We start from the raw sequence: 20,030 nt of genomic DNA on the forward strand, positions 1-20,030 counted from the left end.
ATACCTGATTTATCGCGCAACGTTGCGCGCACTGACAGCCACAGCCAACAAGAGCAGTGCAATCAGTAAAAATGCACCGCTAAGGCTAATCCATTGAGAGATGAACCCGATCAACGCCGGACCAGAAAGAATACCTGCATATCCCAACGTTGTCATGGCTGAAATCGCCAGGTTAGCGGGCATTGCATGCTGATTACCCGCCGCGTTAAATAACATAGGCACGGTATTGGATAAACCAAATCCCACCAGTAAGAAAGCCAGTAATGACGCTTCCGGCCAGGGCAGCAGGACGGCGAGCGCCAGGCCCGACGCCGCGGCCAGCGCGCCCATGACCATCACTGGATAGCGGCCAAAACGTTGAATAATCTTATCGCCAGTAAAGCGTCCTGCCGTCATCGCTACAGAGAATACGGCATAGCCCAGGCCCGCATGTGCCGTCGACATTGACGGATTTTGCAGCAGCAACAGGGCACCCCAGTCCAGTACTGCGCCTTCTGCCAGAAACAGGATAAAGCACAGTACGCCCAGGAAGGCGTCAGTCTGAATCAATGGTGCGGTCGTATCTACAGTCACGGTGCGGTCGACGGAAGTCACGTTGCCCGCAGCATCGCTGAGCTGGGCATTGATGACCGTTTGACCCTCGGCGAGTGCCTGCATATCACTGGCCGGTACGCTGGTTGACCAGGTGCCGTCAGTCTGCACGACGGCGGTGTAGGTTTTGCCGTTGAGCGTCACCGTTACTGCGCGGCCCGCCTCACTGGTGTCCGAGGTACCGCTAATGGTCTGGCGTACCTGAGTTTCGCCGTCGTTAATGACATTGTCACCCGCAAAGTCATTGATAGTGAGTGACGGCGGTGTCAGCTCCAACTGCACGGTGCCAGTGGCCGTGACGGTTTCCGAACCATTGGTCGCGTTGACCGTAATGGTGACCGGCCCGTCGGTGGTGCCGAAATCGGCGACGGACAGCGCTCCCGTCGTCCAGTTGCCGTTCGCATCCAGCGTGGTGGCGTAAGGGGTCCCGTTGATGACAATGCTGACCTCGCCGGTAGCACCCAGGTTTTGCGATGTTCCGCTCAGCACGACACCATTTGCCTGATCGACCGTACTGATGATGTTGTCACCCGATACGGTGCCCAGCGTGACCAGCGGTCCCGGCGGTGGCGTCAGATCAACCGGAACTGACAGTTCCTGCGTCACCGGGTTACCGGCCTGATCGCTGACAGTCAGCGTCAGTGTGGTAGTCGGCTGCGTAAAGTCACGCATTTGTTCAGGCGTCAGTGTGAGGCTCCAGCTTCCGTCTGCCCCAACGATGCCCGTGCCCAGCACCGTGTCCGCAAGGGAAACGGTCAACGAAGTCCCGATTTCAGCCCCTGTTACTACGCCACTCAGAACCTGCGGCTGAACACTTTCGGCGTAATCCAGTCCGTCATCCCCTGCAAAGGCCACCGTGGTGATCACAGGTGCGGTAGTATCAATGGTCAGCGTCTCTGTAAGGGTGGCACTGTTGCCAGCCGCATCCGTCGCGACCACAGAAAGACTGTAATTTCCGTCGGTATAACCTTGCAGATCGGCTGTGCTCAGGGCTAATGTCCAGCTGCCATCTGCCTGTACCACCGCATCGAAGCTTGTCCCTCCTAAGGTGACCACAACCGTCTGCCCTTCACCGGGTTCCCCTGTGCTACCGGTCAGGGTGACGCCATTCGCGACATCCGCTGAATTAATAAAACCGTCACGTGCGAGCGGGGCCACGGTTGGCACTGGTGTCGTCAGATCGGCCGTGAAGTTAAACTGGGCAGTACCCGGGTTGCCGGTAGCATCAACGACGTTAACGGTGACGGTATACGGACCGCTCCCTAACGAATTTAACGCATTAGGCGGAATCGTCACGCTCCAGTTGCCATCGTTATCGACCGTGCCGGGATAGCTGATGCCGTCCAGATTCACGATAATGCTGACGGCCTGATTTGCGCCGCTGCTGCCCGTCGTTCCCGTCAGCGTGACGCCAGCGGCGGCCTCACTGATGCTCAGCACATTGTCGCCACCAAACTGTGTGGCCGCAAAAGTCGGCACGGGCGCCGTCACCGCGGTCACCACGTTTAATGTGGTGTTGTCGGTGTTCCCCGCACTATCGGCTGCACTCACCGTAATGACATGGCTGCCGTTAGGAATTTGCGCCATCTGATCCGGGGTCAGCGTGAGCGACCAGCTTCCGTCATTCTGCACGACCGCATTCAGCGGTTCGTCATTGTTGAAGCCGCTGATCACCACCGTGACGGTTTGCCCCGCGCCACTGATGCCGGTGGTACCGGTCAGGGTCTGGTCCTGTGTCGCCTCAGTGGCATTCAGCGCACCATCGCCAAACGGCAGATTGAGACTCACATTCGGCAGCGTTTGCACAGCGACAATGATGTTGTCAACGGTGCTGGCCGTATTGCCATTCACGTCGGTGACGGTGATCGTCACCGGCCAGGTCCCATCCGGCAGCGTTTGCAGGACGCTCGCGGGCAGATCCAGTGACCAGGTGCCGTCGCCGTTAATGGCAGCCGCATAGAGCGTCCCGTTGACCGTAACGGTCACGGCGGCGGCGTTATCATTATTCAGATCGCCACTCAGGCTACCGCCAGCCTGCGCCTCGGCCGCGTTAATGCGTCCATCGCCAAACGGCGTATCAAGCGTAGGCGCGGCAATCGGTGCGGTTGCCGTCGTGAAATCCTGTGTGGTCGTCACCGAGGTATTGCCTGCCCGATCGGTCGTCACGATACTCAGGGTATGGCTGCCATCGGCCAGCCCCGCCATGACTTCCGGTGTCAGGCTGGCTGTCCAGTTACCCTGGGCGTCAACGGATACCGTCAGCGGTGTGCCGTCCACAGTCACGTTCACGGTTTGCCCGTCGCTCAGTGGTGTGGTGCCGTTAATCAGCTGTACTGACGCAGCTTCACTGGCATTGATGACGTTGTCGCCAAACAGCGTTTCCGCAACCGTTGGCGTCGCTGGTGGCGTCAGTAAGATCTCAACGCCGACGGATGCTTCTGCCGGATTGCCCGCCACATCACTGGCCGTCACCTGCACCTGCGTCACGCCATCGGGTAAACCGCTGAGCGCGTCCGGTGCCAGATTGAGCGTCCAGATACCGTTGGCAGCGACCGTCGTGGTAAAGGGTTGATCCCCAATTGTGACGGTGATTTCGCTGCCTTCGGCCAGATTGGTGGCTGTGCCCGTCAGCGTCAACGCACCCGCAGCCTCTGCCTGACTCAGCAGGCCATCGCCAAACGGGACGTCCAGCGTCAGGACAGGTACGTTTCTGATCGCCACATCCAGCGTCGTACTGCTGTCGGTCGCGACGTTACCGCTGGTGTCCGTTGCCGTCACGGTGACAGTCTGAACACCATCAGTCAGCGCTTGCAGATCCGCAGCCGGGATGGCCAGCGTCCAGGCACCGTTTCCGTCGGCCAGGGCGGTGTAACTGATTTGATTTAGCGTCACGCTAATCTGTGCGCCAGGCGCACTGTTACCGGTGACCGTCAGATCCTGGAGCGATTCGGCCTGATTCAGCGACGTGCCTGCGCTCAGGGTAATATCGACCAGCGATGGCAGGGTCGTTTCGATGGCGACATTATGGCTGGCCTCCGCAGGATTGCCCGCAGCATCATTCGCCGTCACCACAAAGGCCTGTTCTGTCCCGGACGGCAGATCAGCAAGGGCATCGGCGGGCACGGTTACGCGCCAGTTGCCGTTGGCATCAATGGTGGTCGGGTACGCAATACCGTTAACGGTCAGCGTAACAGGCGTCCCTTCTGCCAGTAGCCTGCTGCTGCCCGTCACCTCCAGCGCCGTTCCGGCTTCGGTTGCGTTGATGATGTCGTCCGCTGCCACTACATCTACGCTAAGCGTTGGCTGCGCCGCCTCGCTGGCGATGACAGTGAGGCTGGCAGTGCTGCTGGCAGGATTGCCCGCCGTATCGCTCGCCACCACCACCACAGACAACGCACCATCTGGCAGCGCGCCAGCATCACCCGCAGGAACGGTCACGTTCCAGCTGCCGTCTGCCTGTACGGCACCGGTGTAGCTCTGACCGTTCAGGGTGACAGTCACAACCTGCCCCGCCGTCAGGTTCGTGCTGCCACCGCTGATGGTGAAATCGGCAGCGGCTTCTGCCCGGTTCAGCAAGTTATCGCCGCTGACGGTATCGACTGTCAGCACGGGCAATGACGCGCTGTCGGCGACGCGGGTCAGATTTTGCGTCAGCGTGGTCTGGTTACCCGCCGCATCTGTCAGGGTAATATCCAACGCATACGCGCCATCCGGTAAGCCCTGCATGACGCTGGCAGGAATATTGACCTGCCAGCTTCCATCCTGAAGCACCAGCGTCTGATAAGTCTGGCCTTGTAAGGTCACGGTAACCGTTTGCCCTTCATCAGCCAGCGATGCCGTGCCGGAAACCGGAATGGTCTGCAGCACCTCCACTGCATTGATTTGATTATCTCCGGTAACCGGCGTCAGAGTCAGTTCAGGCGGTGTGAAATCCACGGTGATGTTACTGTCCAGGCTGCCCGTGTTACCCGCCGCGTCAGTCACATTGACGACAATGGGATTGACGCCTTCTGTCAGTGCCTGAAGGACATCACTACCCAGAGTCAGAGACCAGTTACCCTGTGCATCTACTGTCGCGCTGTAATCATTTCCCCCCACGGTCACCGTGACGGTCTGACCTGCGCCAGAAGCGCCGGTGGTGCCGCTGAGTGTCTGGTCAGTCGTGGACTCGATCTGGTTCAGATAGCCGTCTGTGAAAGGTGTAACGATACTGATCGGCAGACTGTTCGTTGATACGGTAATCTCGCGGGTTTCTGTCACGCTGTTTCCGGCCAGATCGCTGACGGTCACGGCCAGTGCATAGCTGCCTGCGGGAATACCTTCCAGTGCGCCAGCGGGCAATGTAAAGCTCCAGTTGCCTTCGGCGTCAACTGCCGTGGTCCATACCTGATTGTTTAAGGTGATCGTTACCGCCTGACCTTCCCCGGCATCACTGCTGCCGCTGAGCACAATCGGTCCGGTGCTCTCGGTCGGGTCGACAACATCATCGCCTGTCACCGGATCCAGCGTCAGCCCAGGCGGGGTGAGATCCACCTCGACAGTGCCCGCAACGGAACGGCTGTTACCGGCCGCATCCGTGACCGTCACCGTATAGCCGGTGCTGCCCTCAGTCAGAGCGGTAAGCGCATCAGCAGGCAGCGTAACGCGCCAGTTGCCGTTTGCGTCCACGGTTCCGCTGTAAATATTACCGTTAAAGGTGACGTTAACGGTTTGCCCAACGCCACTCACGCCAGTTGTGCCGTTCAGCGCCTGCGCATTGGTGACATCGTCTGCATTAATCACGCCGCCATCAAAAGCATTAATAACGACAGGGTTGGGTACATTGTTAATGGCCACGTTCAGCGTGCCTGAGCTGCTGAGTACGGCCCCCGTGGTATCCGTAGCCGATACGGTCAACGTGGTCGGCCCATCCGTCAGGCTTGCCAGATCGGCAGGTGGGATCACAATGTTCCAGGTTCCGGTGGCTGAAACCGTGCCGGTATACGTGACGCCATTGAACACCAGCGTAACCGTGCTGTCGGGCGCGACATTGACCGTGGTTCCGCTAACAATCAGCGGGTCGGTTGCCTCACCGGCATTCAGATAGTTATCGTCGCTCAGGGGGGCCAGCGCGATGCCTGAGGCATTGCTGTTGAGCGTCAGATCCAGACTGCCAGTGGCGGTATTGCCTGCGGCATCACTGACGGCCACGGTGTAACTGGCGCTGCCGTCAGCCAGCGAAGCGAGGACCTCTGCCGGAACAGTCAGTTGCCAGGTGCCATCCCCCAATACTGTGCCGCTGAAAACATCGCTGCCTACAGTGAGGGTGACGGTCTGACCCTGCTCGACATTCGTGGTGGTGCCGGACAGCACCTGACTGACCTGACGCTCTGCGCCATCGACGACATTATCGCCTGCGAAGGGATTCAGGGTTAACGTTGGCAGCGAAGCCGCATCCGCTTTTACCGTCAGGTTACTGGTATTGGTAGAGACGTTACCGGCACTGTCTGTCGCCGTCACCGTTAAGGTATAGCTACCGTCAGACAATCCACTCAACGCAGCATCCGGTACATTCAGCGTCCAGGTGCCATCTGTATTAGCCGTTGTTGTGACGGTTGTACCATTAAACGAGGCGACGATGGTCGCACCATTTTCACTGGTGCCGGTCAGCACAAGAGGCTGCTGAATTTCCGTGGCGTTGAGTACGCCATCGCCAGAAGGCGTGGCAACCTGCAGCACCGGCGGCACGGTATCCACCGTGACGGAGCCAGAGGCCGTACTGGTGTTGCCGGCAATATCGGTGAGCGTGACGGTATAAGGTACCGTTCCCTGATCCAGCGCAGCGAGGATGCCTGACGGAATGCTCACCTGCCAGTTACCTGCACCATCTACCGTGCCGTTGTAGTCAACCCCATTGAAGTTGACGACGACGCCTTGCCCGGCACCGGTCACACCGCTGTTGCCCGTAATCGTGCCGTTGGCCGTGGCTTCAGCGCCATTCAGCACGCCATCACCAAAGGCGACGCCAGCCGTTGCGATCGGCAGATCGGTAGCAAAGACGTTAATATTCGTTGTATTGGTGGCAAGCGTGTTACCACCGGCATCGGTGATAGTGGTAATGACCGGCAGAGCACCGTTTGGCAGTTCAGCCAGCGAACCGGCAGGCAGCGTCACCGTCCAGTTGCCCTGCGCATCGACCGTGCCGGTATAGCTGGTGCCATTAACACTAACGGTCACCTGACTGCCCGCAGGAATGTTGATTGTGGTGCCACTCAACACGACATCGCTGGCCACATCCTCAACATTGAGGTAGTTATTTGTCCCTACAGGCGACAGCGCAACGCTGCTGCCCGTATTGTCCACCGTAAAGGCCAGCTCGGCACTGCTGGTGTTCCCGACGGCGTTTACGACCTCAACGGTCAGCGTCTGCGCACCATTCGGCAAGCCGGACAATGCGGTGGACGGCAGCGTGATTTGCCAGTTACCGTTGGGCTCTACTGTCCCCGTGTAGGTCACGCCATTCAGGGTAACGCTAACCTGTTGTCCCGCCTCAACATTGGTTGTGGTGCCGGTAAGGGTTTGTGGCTGCTGCTGTTCGGCACCATCCAGAATGCCATCGCCAGCAAAACTACCCGAATTAACCGTAATCGTAGGCTGGACTTCTGGTGCCGTCGCGACATTCAGATCGCTGGTGAACGTCGTCTGGCTGCCATTGGCATTCGTCACCGTGACCGTAAACGGATTGCTGCCTGACGGTAATGCAGCGAGATCAGACTGGTCAACTCTCAAAGACCAGCGGCCATTGGAGGCCACCAGAGTCCGGTAAAATCTGCCGTTGAGCGAGAGTGTGACCTGATCGCCATTCTGGCCGGTACCATTCAGGATCAGTGGCTGTGTCAGATCGCTGACGCTTAGCGTGTTATCGCCGCCCACGGGATCAACGCCTAGCACAGGTGACTGGGTATCCACCGTGAGGTTATTTATCTGGGTAACCACTTGCCAGCCTGATCAACCACACTGACAACCAGTGGGTTATTCCCCTGCGGTAAGGCAGACAGATCGGTGGCAGGAATCGTCGTACTCCAGCTGCCGTCCGTATTAACCGGAACGTTGTAGGTGTTGCCGCCGAGTTGAATCTGTACCTGTTGTCCGTCACCGGTAATGCCGGTATTCCCGCTCAGTACCTGATCGCTGGCGGCGTCCAGATTATTAAGGACACCATCGCTGATCGCGCCGCTGTCGAGGTTAACAGCAGGCAATGTTGTGGCCTGCAGGATCACGTCAGCTGTGCCGGTCACGAGGTTACCGTTAGCATCCACGGTGCTGACGGTAATCGATTTCAGCCCGTCTGCCACGCCGTCAAAAGCGGCTGCAGGCATCGTGACCGACCATAATCCGTCACCATCTACGGTACCGTTGTAATTGACACCGTTAAAGTTAACCGCAATCTGCTGACCCGGTGTCCCACCAAGGAACGCACCCTTAACGATAACGCCCTGGCTGGCCTCCAGCGCATTAATAAAACCATCTCCGCCCAGCGGTTGGGTAATCGTCAGCGATCCCGGTGTCCCCGCTGCGGGTTCAACGATAATGTCCTGGTTGCCCGTCGCGATGTCTCCGGCATTGTTAGCCACGCTGACGGCAATTGTCGTCGTACCCGCCGCTAATGCGCCCAGCGCTGCCGACGGCACCGTCACGCTCCAGCCGCCGTCCTGGCCCACCGTGGTGGTATAGGTCTGCCCGCCCAGGGTCACGGTCTGGCCCGGCTCCACATTGACGGTGGTGCCGGACAGAATCTGATCCGTTGCTTTTTCTGCATTATCCAGCACGTTGTCTCCGGCGAAAGGATCGACGGTCAACGTCGGATCGCCGGGCTGTGTTGCCGGTGCCTCCACGGTGATGGTTTCGGCAGTCGTGGCCGCGGTGCCCGCCGCGTTGCTCACCGTCGCCTCGATGGTTGCCGTGCCCGCCGCCAGCGCCTGCAGCGCCACCGCCGGCACCGTCACGCTCCAGCTGCCGTCCTGGCCCACCGTGGCGGTGTAGGTCTGCCCGCCCAGCGTCACGGTCACGGTCTGGCCCGGCTCCACGTTGCTGGTAACGCCTGAAATGAGCTGATCCGACGTTTTTTCGTCGTTATCCAGTACGTTGTCCCCGGCAAACGGCGCAAGAGCCACCGTCGGATCGCCGGGCTGTGTTGCCGGTGCCTCCACGGTGATGGTTTCGGCAGTCGTGGCCGCGGTGCCCGCCGCGTTGCTCACCGTCGCCTCGATGGTTGCCGTGCCCGCCGCCAGCGCCTGAAGCGCCACCGCCGGCACCGTCACGCTCCAGCTGCCGTCTGTTCCTACCGCGGTGGTGTAGGTCTGTCCGCCCAGCGTCACGGTGACGGTCTGGCCTGCCTCCACATTTGTTGTGGTGCCCGAAAGCGTTTGATCTGACGCCTTCTCGGTGTTGTCCAGCACGTTATCCCCGGCGAAAGGGTTGACGGTGAGCGTTAGCGCACCGGGCGTTCCCGGTGCGGCCGGGTTGTCACCACCACCACCACCTCCGCCCCGACTGGTACCCAGTGCAACGCCCGCCAGACCAAGCAGGCCCACACCGCTGGCGGTCATTAGTCCGGTAGAAATATTGCTGTTATCAGCCAGGAGAAGGGGATCGACACTGTCGAGAGATTCATAGGTGGGCGTCATGGTTGTGGCGGCGTAATCTGTTGCGTCAACCGCCGTGGGGAAAAGCGCATGCTCTGGGGGATTCACACCATCGTCAAACACCAGTTCACTGTGATCGCCGGCAGCATCATCCAGAAAGAAGTTTTTATAGCGAACCGTGCTACCGTCACGCATCTGAACGATAAGGTCATCACCCTGCCGTTGAAATTGCGTCACCACTTCACGTGTGCCGTTAATACGGACAACGCTGGGTTCACTGAGGGTAATCGTTTGTGCTGAGACGCCATCGACCTGTGAAATGAGCGTCCCATTTGCACGGGAAATGATATCCACCCGAGTTTGAGTGATTTCTGCCATCTTGACCTTACTCCACCAGAGAAGCTAATTAACTGAAATGAAAACCATAAAAATAATTTATGGGTAACTTTTCCACGTTTTACTTGCTGCGAATCTAAAAACGTTTCAACCTGGCACAACAATAGGTAAAAAAATCAAGAAAGACGGCAAAAAATCTAAGCGAAGCGTAATAATTGTTTTAATTTTAATTAATCCGAAATTACCTTTAGCAACATCATGAAAATAATATCCATCACAGTCAGGGCAAAAATCAATCGTAATATGCAGTTTTATTTATGATTTAACCAAGATAACATTAGCCAAATTTTGGTTTTGTCAGTAAAGAAGTGGCAAAAATGTGTCGCGCATCGCTTTCAGATGTTGCTAAATATTTCTAAAAAATGCGCAAAGTTACGGATTAACCTGTTTTTTTTAGGCCTTGACAGGCTGAAGGCATACTCAAATTTAACTAAGCAATACACGTAGCGAAAATGTGACCACGGTCATACAACGTCGCGGCAGGAGGGAAAGTAAGCCAGGAAAGTTCTGGAAAAATCATTGGCACCGCTAAAAGTCGGTACACTGGCGCTGCGCGAAAATCATCTACGTAAAGATGATGAACTGTTAAGCCTGTGTTCTCACAGCGTTTTGCAGCAATTTGATGCTACACTTTTTTGCTTCGATACAGATGAAATAAGAGCCATGACAGCACTGGATGCCGCAAAATCAACCTGTTCTGAACGCCGCCTTAGCGCCGGTACGCGTACCATTTTTTTAATTAATGGACTGGGCATGCCAGCCTGGGCACCACTGGTACCTTATGCGCGCGATCGCTTGCAGTTAGAAGGAGCATCCCTCGGTGCCCTGCTGCTCTGCCTGGGAATTGGTTCACTGCTTGCGATGCCCGTCACAGGCACGCTGGTCGCCCGCTTTGGCTGCCGGCGGGTGATGATGAGTTCGACGCTGCTGGTCCTGTTGATGCTACCTGTGCTGGCAACCGCGCCTTCCCATCTGGTGATGGCCGCAGCACTCATGCTGTTTGGTGCCGGATTAGGGATGCTGGACGTTGCAATGAATTATCAGGCGGTGGAAGTAGAAAAAGCCGCAGGACGCCCCATGATGTCAGGCTTTCACGCGTTTTTCAGCCTGGGAGGCATTTTAGGTGCCGGTGCGGTAAGTCTGCTGTTAGGGCTGACATTAACCCCTCTCTTATCGGTTCTGATCGTTATGGCGGTGATGGTCGCATTGCTGCTGTGGCGGCTGTCCGGCTATATGAACCAGCGCTTACATCAGCCTGATCAGCCCTGGCTGGTGATTCCGCGCGGGCGTGTCGCCTTCCTGGGCGACAACCTGATTAATGCAGCCGATATCACAACCAGTCAGGTCCTGACCGGTCGCACAACGGGCGCAGAAGAGGGCCAAACCATTTCCCTGTTCGTGGGTGATGGTGCGCCGATCGCTACGGCGGTTATCGGTGCTGACGGTGCCTGGAGCATTGACTTAACGCCTGACGTGCTGGCCAGCCTTAACGATGGTCCGCTGGTCTTTGGTCTTCGTGTCAGCGATGTTGCAGGCAACCAAACCGATGCGACGATCACCGTCAACAAGGTGGTGAACGCGGCGTTAAATCTGGTGGTCGACTCTGTGTTTGGTGACGGCACACTCAGTGCGATCGATACCACGATTGCACAGACCATTACCGGCACGGCCACATCGGCCGGCGTGGGCGCGACCGTCGCGGTCACGATTGGTGGCACAACGCTGACCAGCGCGGTCGGACAGGATGGCAAATGGGCCATTGTGGTTCCACCGAATGTACTGGGTTTGATCAGTGATGGTCAGCTGGCGCTGGACGTCACCCTGACAGATGCTGCGGGCAACGTACGTACCGTGGGGGAAACCGTGACGGCCATTGTCGATGCCGTACCCGTTGTGGGAACCCTGACCGGCCTGTTTGGTGGCGACAACTTGCTGAATATTGCCGACGCGGCCGTCAACCAACAGATTGGCGGTACGATCGAAAATGCGGCAGCGGGATCGCAGGTGACGGTGACGTTAGGCACCCGCACCTACACCACTGCAGTGGGCACCAATGGAAGCTGGAGTCTGACGCTGCCTGCTGCCGACCTGACGGCGGGTAACCAGACACTGGGCGTCAGCGTGATTGATGCTGTCGGCAACGTAGCCAGCAACAGTACCACCATTGGCATTTTCACCCAGACGCCGACTATCAGTCTGACCTCACTGTTCGGTGATGGTGTGCTTAACCTGGTCGACATTGCGACCAGTCAGACGCTCAGCGGCGTGGTCAACAACGTCGCAGCAGGTTCGACAGTCACGCTTACGGTAGGCGCCTCGCAGATTAACGCAGTGGTGGGAGCGAACGGCACCTTCTCCGCAACGGTGACGCCAGATATCCTCGGCACGCTGGCGCAGGGCAACCTCACCATCGGGGCAACGGTTACCGATGCTGCCGGGAATACGGCCTCGACCAGCGCGGGCATTCGCGTCGATACCGTGGTACCAACCATCACCCTCAATCCGCTGTTTGGGGATACGTTGCTGAACGTAGCTGATGCCCTGGCGGGGCAGACGATTAGCGGCGCGGTAACCGGGGCGGAAGCCGGATCTCGCGTGGTTGTGACGATTGCGGGGCAGCAACTCGTGACCGTCACCGATGCCAGCGGCAACTTCAGCCTCGGCTTAACGCCGACTTTGCTGAAAGGCTTGTCCGACGGCACGCTCACTGTAGGCGTCAGCGTCACCGATGCCGCAGGCAATACCAGCAGCAGCTCGGCCACGGCGACCGTAGGCATTAACAATCTGCCGAAAGTGACGCTGACCCCGCTGTTTGGCGACGGTGTGCTTAATATTGCCGAGTCGCTCGTGACGCAGACCATTACGGGGACCGCAACCGGCGTGGCGGCGGGCAGCACCGTGCGCCTGGCGATTGGCAACACCACGGCGACGGCGGTGGTGAATGCGGATGGTACGTTCTCTGCTTCGTTAAGTCCGGCGGTTCTTTCGACACTGCTTGGCGGCAACTTTACGGTCAGTGCATCGGTAACGGATGCGGTCGGTAACACCACCTCCACCAGCGCAGGCGTGCAGCTGGTCGTGACGCAGCCAACCCTGACGGTCAATACGGTGTTTGGCGACGGTGTCCTGAGCGCCGCAGACCTTTCAACTAACCAGACCATCAGCGGGTCGTCGTCACTGTCAGCGGGCGCAACCGTCAGCGCCACGTTAAACGGCGTGACCTACTCCACCAAAGTGGTGAGCGGCGGTGGGTGGACGATCAGCGTACCGAAGGCCGATCTGCTGAGCATCAGCGATGGTGCGAAAACTGTTGCCGTGACAGGGACCGACCTTAACGGTAATACCGTGTCCGGTTCGGGCAACCTGAGCGTCATCAGTAACAGTACGCCGGCGTTAACCATTACCTCCCTGTTTGGTGACAACGCGCTGAGCGTCGCAGATGTGAAAACCACGCAGACGATTAGCGGGACGGCCACTAACGCGGAAGGATCGCTGGTGCAGGTCACCATCGGTACCCAGACCTTTACTACGTCGGTAAACAGTAACGGGACCTGGAGCCTGCCGATCTCCGCAACAAACCTGGCGGCGATTGCGGACGGACTCTATACCGTTACCGCCAGCGTCACCAATGGTATCGGCAACAGCGGCAGCGCGTCTGCTTCGCTGGGCGTCGCCAGCCGCAGTACGCCGACCGTTGGGGTGAACAGCTACTTTGGCGGTGATGGTTATCTGAACATCTCTGAATCCAATATTGCTGAAACCATCAGCGGCACCAGCAGTAATGCTGTCGGCGGGCGCGTGACCGTTAACGTGGCAGGCAATATTCTGACCACTACTGTAGGCGCAAACGGCACCTGGAGCGTTAGCGTACCGTCAGCCACACTGAAAGGCATATCGGACGGCAGCCATTCGGTCGCGGTCACCGTCACGGATATCGGCGGTAACAGCACCACGACGACCAGTGCCTTTACCGCGTTGTCGCACAACCAGCCTGTCGTCGGGGTGGATCCGGTGCTCAGCGTCGTGACCGCACTTTTGACGGGTTTGACGGTGCAGGGCGGATCGCTGAACGCAGCCCAGGGTTCCAGAGTCAGCGTGACGCTGCTGCTGGCGAACGGCAGTAACGGGCCAACCATCAATACGACTACCGATGCTCTGGGACGTTACTCGGCTAATTTTGCCTCGTCACTGCTTTCTGTAGGGGGACTCTTGCTGTCAGTGAATACGCTGGCGAAAGTGACCATTACGGATGTGGCCGGTAACAGCTTTACCACCACAAACACGCTGTTGCTGGGGTCATTGTTGCCTGCCACGACCACGCTGTCGGCGGAGTCGTTTGCCACCTTCGCGGTGTCGGACGAAAGTGTTACGGCGGCCAGTCTGGAAACGCAGCATCACAGTCAGTCTGGCGAGGAAACAGCACCGGCGCTCCATGCCGTCTCTACACTGACCACGGAAGCCGATACGGTGGTGCCGACCAGCAGTACCGAGTCGGTGAATGTCGCGGAGCAAGCCGTTGTCGTGCCTGAAACCCCCATAACGGAGGAGGCTTACAGTATTGGTGGGGTGGTGATTACGCTGGAAGATGGCAGACAGATTGAAGGGGCGACGGTAAGCGGCAGCAGTGGTGCCGATACCGTGACCGTCAACGATCTGAATTTCAGCCATATTGATGGCGGTGCCGGTACCGATACCCTGGTGCTGGGCGGTGATCACATCACGCTGGATCTGACTGCGCTTGGCCTGAAAGTCGAAAACATTGAAATTCTCGATCTGGGTAAAAGTGGCACCAATTCGGTCAAACTTGATCTGAATGAGGCGCTTACGCTTACAGACAACCAGAGCGATGATTTGATGATTAAAGGCGCAGACGGCAGTCAGGTCACGCTGGTCAATAGCGATGGTGGCGTTTGGGAAATCAGTGGTGAGCGTATGCTGAATGGCCAGGCCTATGAGGTCTACCATAATTCGGCGCTTGCCAATGACAACACGCTGGGTGATGTGCTGGTCCAGCATAACCTGCAGGTCGCCATCGTCTAAACGGTGCAGTTTGATGGTTACACGCAGAACACAGCGGGTGCGCAAGCACCCGCTTTTTTAATCCGTTTTAACTGACCGTACCGCAGTTAATGCGCCGCATTCGATAGTGCGTGTCGGTCATCCTTCCCCCAGGCGGAGGACTGGCACGGGATAAAGCGGTATATAACGTCACGCCCTGTCCTGACGCCTCGTCCATCAACGGATAGAGTAATTCCTTAACTTTATTAACTGGCAGGTTGTTTACTTATGCTAATGACTTTTTGGGATTGAATTTGGCTAAAAAAACAGCTTTCAGACGAGATATTTGATAACTGGCGATTTTTATCATGAACCTCTCGCCGATTTATACTATTAATATTAACGCGTGCTTAGCGGTAGGCTTTCAAAAACATAAATTAAATTAACAATAAAGTGCGTGTTCTGCTGTCGCATTGCTGTTTTTTACGCCCCAAATCACCAGGTAATCCTCTAACGATGATAAACAGCCCTGTTGGTATGAAGAACGCGCGTCTGGTCCTGATCTGTTGTGCCTTAAATGGCATGGTACTCCCTGCAGCCCTGGCTGCGCCTTTACCCGAAGCCGAATTTAACTGGCGTGCCGCGCCCAGTGAAGAACAGGTGGCAACCTTAACCCTGCGTGAGGCGATTCTGCGCGCGTTTGCCCGCAATCCGAAGATTTCGGAAGCGGCCGCTCAGATTTACGTAGGGGAAGGGGATCTCAGTGCGGCCCAGAGCGCTTGGTATCCCCAGATATCGCTTCAGGGCGCAGCGGGGCGCTCACATCAAACGGATTCCTCCGGCAGTCTGAACAACAACGGCTCTGGCGGCATTATGCTCAGTCAGCTCCTGTACGATTTTGGCCGCACCAACGGCGCCATTGATGAACAGCATGCCCTTTCAGAGGCATATCGCTTTGGCCTGTTCGATGCCATGACGCAGGCCGCGAAAGATACGTTACAGGCCTATCTTGAGGTCAAACGCTATCAGTCACTTGCCATAACGGCCCAGACAAACATCGCGTCGCTTGAGCACGTTCGCGAAATTGCCAAAATGCGGGCGGATGCCGGTCTCAATTCTCAGTCCGATGTATTGCAGGCAGAAACCCGCATTGCTGCGATGCAGGCGACTCGTGAACAGTATCTGGCACAGCTTCGCTCGGCCAAAGCCCAGCTTACGGTCTTGACCGGCGTGGTACCGGCGACGCTGCCTGAACTTCCTCAGGCGCTGCTCAGGCAGCAGGTCACTCTTGATCGTATTGCCTATGAAAACAGCGCTTCGGTGCGCAGCGCGCAGTCTAAGCAGGAAGCCGCGCGTGAGCGGGTAAGGCAGGCCCAGTCTGGCCACTGGCCCAGTATCAAAGTGCAGGCGGGCCGGACGCGTTATGAAAACGATCAACGCTCATACTGGGACGACGAAGTGCAGCTCCAGGTTGAGGCGCCGCTCTATCAGGGCGGGCTGGTCAATGCCAAAACGCAGGCCGCCGAGGGTGAGCGTCTGGCCGCACAGGCGGCGGTGCAGCAAGCCAAACTGGCCATTAATCAAAGCGCCTCCACGGCTTACGCCTATATGATTGGCGCCCAGCAACGCCAGCAGGCGGGGGAAGTGCAACTGGCCAGCGCGGAGCACACGCGCAATGTTTACGCCGACGAATACCGGCTCAGCAAACGTAGCCTGAACGATCTGCTCAGCGTTGAGCAGGATGTCTTTCAGGCCGACAGTTCCCGCATCATCGCCCTCTACGACGGCTGGGATGCCACCGTCCGCTATGCGGCCGCCGTTGACAACCTGCTCGATATCATGGGCATCGACCGCCAGAAAAACAGTGGCGATCTTCTTCCTTCGCTGCAATAGCCAGTCTGCACTAAAAGGCGTGAATAATGAGTGTACAAAACCTGAAGACGGAAAACTGGATTGCCGCGATGTTGCGTGTGGCGGCGCGTTTCGGCAAGCCTGCCGATGGCAAAACGCTGCGTCAGCAGATGCGCTGGTTCGAACATCTCCCTGCTGAACAGCAACTTGAACGGCTTTGCGGTTTGCTCGGCCTGCACCTGACCATGGTGTCCCCCAACAAACTGCGCTGGCGCCAGGACATCACGCCTGTCGTGCTGGTTATGGAAAACCATAGCGTGGCGGTGCTGGAAGGCATTGATGGGGAGGGAAGCGCACGTTACTGGCTCAGCGAAGGCGGTGACGTGATTCGCGAAGGTGAGCTGGCGGGCCTGCTTTCGCGTACACAAGGAGATGTGGGCGTTATTGGCGTTGCCGCTCGTGGGCGGGATGCCCGCATTGATGAGTTTGTTCAGCCCTATGAGCCGCACTGGTTCTGGAAAAACTTTCGGGGCATGGGCCGCCGTATTGCTGAGATTTCCCTAGCATCGATCATCAGTAATGTTCTGGCGCTGGCCGGGATTCTGTTTTCCATGCAGGTCTACGACAGGGTCATTCCTGCGCAGTCCGAAGCTACGTTGTGGGTGCTGTTTGTGGGCGTGCTGATTGCCGCCGCCATTGAATATTTGATTCGTCTGATGCGCACGCAGGTATCCGATCTGATGGGGAAACGCATTGACCTGAAAGTCTCTGCCATGCTGTTTGCCCGGGCGATGAATATTCGTAACGAATCCCGACCTAAATCAACCGGCTCTTTTATCTCGCAACTGCGCGAGATCGATCAGGTGCGCGAGTTACTGACCTCCACGACCGTCGGCGCGGCGGCAGATTTACCTTTTGTCATTCTCTTCCTGTTTATTATGTCGTTTATTGGCGGCTGGCTGGTCCTGATTCCGCTGGCCGCCATTCCCCTCATTATTATCCCAGGCCTGCTGGTACAGTTTCCTATGGCCCGGCTGGCGAAAGCCGGCTTACGTGAAGGGGCACTGCGTAATGCGGTGCTGGTCGAGACCATCGAAGGCATTGAAGACATCAAGGCATTGCAGGCAGAGCCGTATTTTCAACGCCAGTGGGAGCAAACGCATGAGGTCAGTGCGTCAATCGGTAATCAGCAACGCCTGTGGGGGGCCAGACTCACGGGCTGGGCATCGACCGTGCAGCAGCTGACCTATGCGGGCATGCTGGTCTTTGGGGTCTATCTGGTGCTGGACGCACAAATCACGACCGGGACGCTGGTCGCCTGTAGCCTGCTTTCCTCGCGCACCATCGCGCCACTGATGCAACTCACCATGGTCTTTTCCCGCTGGCAGCATGCGAAAACCGCAATGAAAGGGCTGGATGAGCTACTGAAAAAACCACTCGATAAACCTGAGACCGCGACATTGGCCCACTGTCCGACGCTGACCGGGCACTATGAATTGCGCAACGTGCATTACACCTATGATGAAGAGAACGAAAAGAACGTACTCAACGTGCAGCAGTTAACCATCAGGCCCGGTGAAAAAATCGCCATTCTGGGCAAGGTCGGTGCAGGTAAATCCACCCTGCTGAAAATTCTGGCCGGTCAGGCACAGGCCACGCAGGGGAAAGTGCTGGTCGATGGCGTGGATATGGCGCAAATCGACCCCACGGATCTCCGCCGTCAGCTCGGCTGGCTTTCTCATGATTCGCGACTGTTCTTCGGCACGTTACGTCAGAATCTGCTGCTGGGGAATCCACACGCCAGTGAATAGGAGATGCTGCAGGCGCTGCGTATCAGCGGTGCGTTGTCGCTGGTTCAGCAGGATGCGGCCAGTCTGGATCGCATTATTAATGAAGGTGGCCGTGGGCTGTCGGGCGGACAGCGCCAGATGATTATGCTCAGCCGGATGATTCTGCGCCAGCCACAGGTTGTGCTGCTGGATGAACCCACCGCCTCGATGGATGAGCAACTTGAAGATCATGTGATCCGCCAGATGCAGAGCTGGATCAGTGGACGAACGTTAATCCTGGTCACGCACCGTCCCGCACTGTTGAAGATGGTTGATCGTATCGTGGTGATGGAAAACGGCCGCATCATTGCGGATGGGACAAAAGAGCAGATCCTGCGGCGCGCGACCGTGGATGCCGGTCAGGGAGGTGCAGCATGAGCATCGTCATGTTAGACAAAGATTTGGCCAAACATGAGCGACGCACATCCACCATCATCTGGTTGTGCACCGCCGCGCTGGTGCTTTTTCTGATCTGGGCGCATTTCGCCATTCTTGATGAAGTCACGGTCGGCACCGGAAAAGTGACGCCGTCAATCCGTGCGCAGGTAATTGACAGTCTGGACGGCGGCATCGTGAAGCAGCTTAACGTGCATGAGGGCGATATCGTCGAAAAAGGCCAGATTCTGGCCACTCTGGATCCCACCCGTTTTCAGTCTAACTTTGGTGAAGTGCAGGCACGGGTGAGGACGCTGCGCGCTTCGTCTGAGCGACTGAGCGCAGAGCTGTCTGGTACACCACTCGCCTTCAGCGCAGAGACGCTAAAAGAGCCGCAACTGGTGGCGCGTGAGAAGCAGTTGTACGAATCACGTCGCCGTAACCTGACAGAGACGATCAGCAACCTGCAACAGTCTTTACGGCTGGTTCAGGATGAGCTGCGTTTAACGGAACCGCTGGTGGCGAAGGGCGCCGCAGGGCAGGTGGAAGTCATTCGCCTGCGCCGTCAGGTCAGCGATCTGCGCGGTAAAATTGATGAGGCACGTAACGATTATCTGGTCCGTGCCCATGAAGAGCAGGTAAAAAACAATGCGGAACTGGATGCCCAACTGCAGGTTGCCGCAGGCAAAGAAGACCTGCTGACGCGTGCCACGCTCACTTCACCCGTTCGGGGTATCGTGAAGGATATCCAGGTCACCACGGTCGGTGGTGTGCTCGAACCGGGCGGTAAGATGATGGAAATCGTGCCGCTGGAAGATCAACTGCTAATCGAAACCCGTATCAATCCTCGTGATATCGCCTATATTCGGCCCGGCCTGCCAGCCGTGGTGAAAGTGACCGCCTATGACTCTTCCATCTACGGTGACCTGCCGGGCGTGGTGGAAACGGTCTCGCCAGATACCTTGCATGATGAGGTTAAGCGCGATCAGTTTTATTACCGTGTTTATGTCCGCACACAAAAAGCGGAGCTGACAAACCGGGCCGGACGACGCTTCCCCATTGTGCCGGGCATGGTGGCGAATGTAGAGATCAAGACAGGGCAGAAATCTGTCATGGATTATTTGCTTAAGCCGTTGAATAAGGTCAAAGAATCGATGCGTGAACGTTAATAAGGCGTGGAACCGGACCGGTAACCTAAATAACTGATCCTAATACCGCTACACTTTAGCCAGCCCATGTTTTCCCCCGGGGAATGGGCTGACGGTATTCATAAAGTGATGGACCTTTTTCAACAGTTGCCACATTGAACTGCACTGGTGATTTCGGGTTATTGTCTCATGAAGCGCCTGCCACAACCGTTCGACAT

Annotated in this window: 4 protein-coding genes and 3 pseudogenes; 4 read left to right on the forward strand and 3 right to left on the reverse strand. The window is 57.4% G+C overall.

Features of this window, described 5'->3' with window-relative positions; translation table 11 throughout:
* Positions 1-9: 9 nt before the first annotated feature.
* The gene (locus F7Q90_RS00510; protein WP_237166064.1) at positions 10-7,566 is read right to left on the reverse strand and encodes an Ig-like domain-containing protein; all 7,557 of its coding nucleotides are present in this window, start codon (positions 7,564-7,566) and stop codon (positions 10-12) included.
* Entirely contained in the window at positions 7,551-9,593 is a 2,043-nt protein-coding gene (locus tag F7Q90_RS28085; protein WP_249042802.1) for an Ig-like domain-containing protein, read from the reverse strand. The genes F7Q90_RS00510 and F7Q90_RS28085 overlap by 16 nt, the downstream gene beginning before the upstream one ends.
* Before the next feature lie 1,311 nt (positions 9,594-10,904).
* Between F7Q90_RS28085 and F7Q90_RS00515 the strand changes: the two are divergent.
* The 4 genes and pseudogenes from F7Q90_RS00515 to F7Q90_RS00530 all read left to right on the forward strand — a co-directional run.
* Positions 10,905-14,651: pseudogene (locus F7Q90_RS00515) on the forward strand (beta strand repeat-containing protein); the annotation flags it as partial.
* A gap of 495 nt (positions 14,652-15,146) precedes the next feature.
* Positions 15,147-16,502, forward strand: coding sequence for a TolC family outer membrane protein (locus tag F7Q90_RS00520; protein WP_044242233.1), 1,356 nt, complete (start codon positions 15,147-15,149; stop codon positions 16,500-16,502).
* A gap of 26 nt (positions 16,503-16,528) precedes the next feature.
* A pseudogene (locus F7Q90_RS00525) lies at positions 16,529-18,667 on the forward strand (type I secretion system permease/ATPase).
* Positions 18,664-19,833 carry an HlyD family efflux transporter periplasmic adaptor subunit gene (locus tag F7Q90_RS00530; RefSeq protein ID WP_006119995.1) on the forward strand — a complete coding sequence of 390 codons (1,170 nt, stop codon included), beginning with the start codon at positions 18,664-18,666 and terminating at the stop codon, positions 19,831-19,833. The pseudogene F7Q90_RS00525 and the gene F7Q90_RS00530 overlap by 4 nt, the downstream one beginning before the upstream one ends.
* A 48-nt stretch (positions 19,834-19,881) precedes the next feature.
* Here F7Q90_RS00530 and F7Q90_RS00535 read toward each other — a convergent pair.
* Positions 19,882-20,030: pseudogene (locus F7Q90_RS00535) on the reverse strand (IS630 family transposase); the annotation flags it as partial.

This window comes from Pantoea stewartii subsp. stewartii, from assembly GCF_008801695.1.
Lineage (GTDB): Bacteria > Pseudomonadota > Gammaproteobacteria > Enterobacterales > Enterobacteriaceae > Pantoea > Pantoea stewartii.

What these genes read in the sequence shown, in the direction of transcription:
- F7Q90_RS28085 (WP_249042802.1), bottom strand. Translation starts at nt 9,593, where the DNA reads ATGGCAGAAATCACTCAAACTCGGGTGGATATCATTTCCCGTGCAAAT.
- F7Q90_RS00520 (WP_044242233.1), top strand. Translation starts at nt 15,147, where the DNA reads ATGAAGAACGCGCGTCTGGTCCTGATCTGTTGTGCCTTAAATGGCATG.
- F7Q90_RS00530 (WP_006119995.1), top strand. Translation starts at nt 18,664, where the DNA reads ATGAGCATCGTCATGTTAGACAAAGATTTGGCCAAACATGAGCGACGC.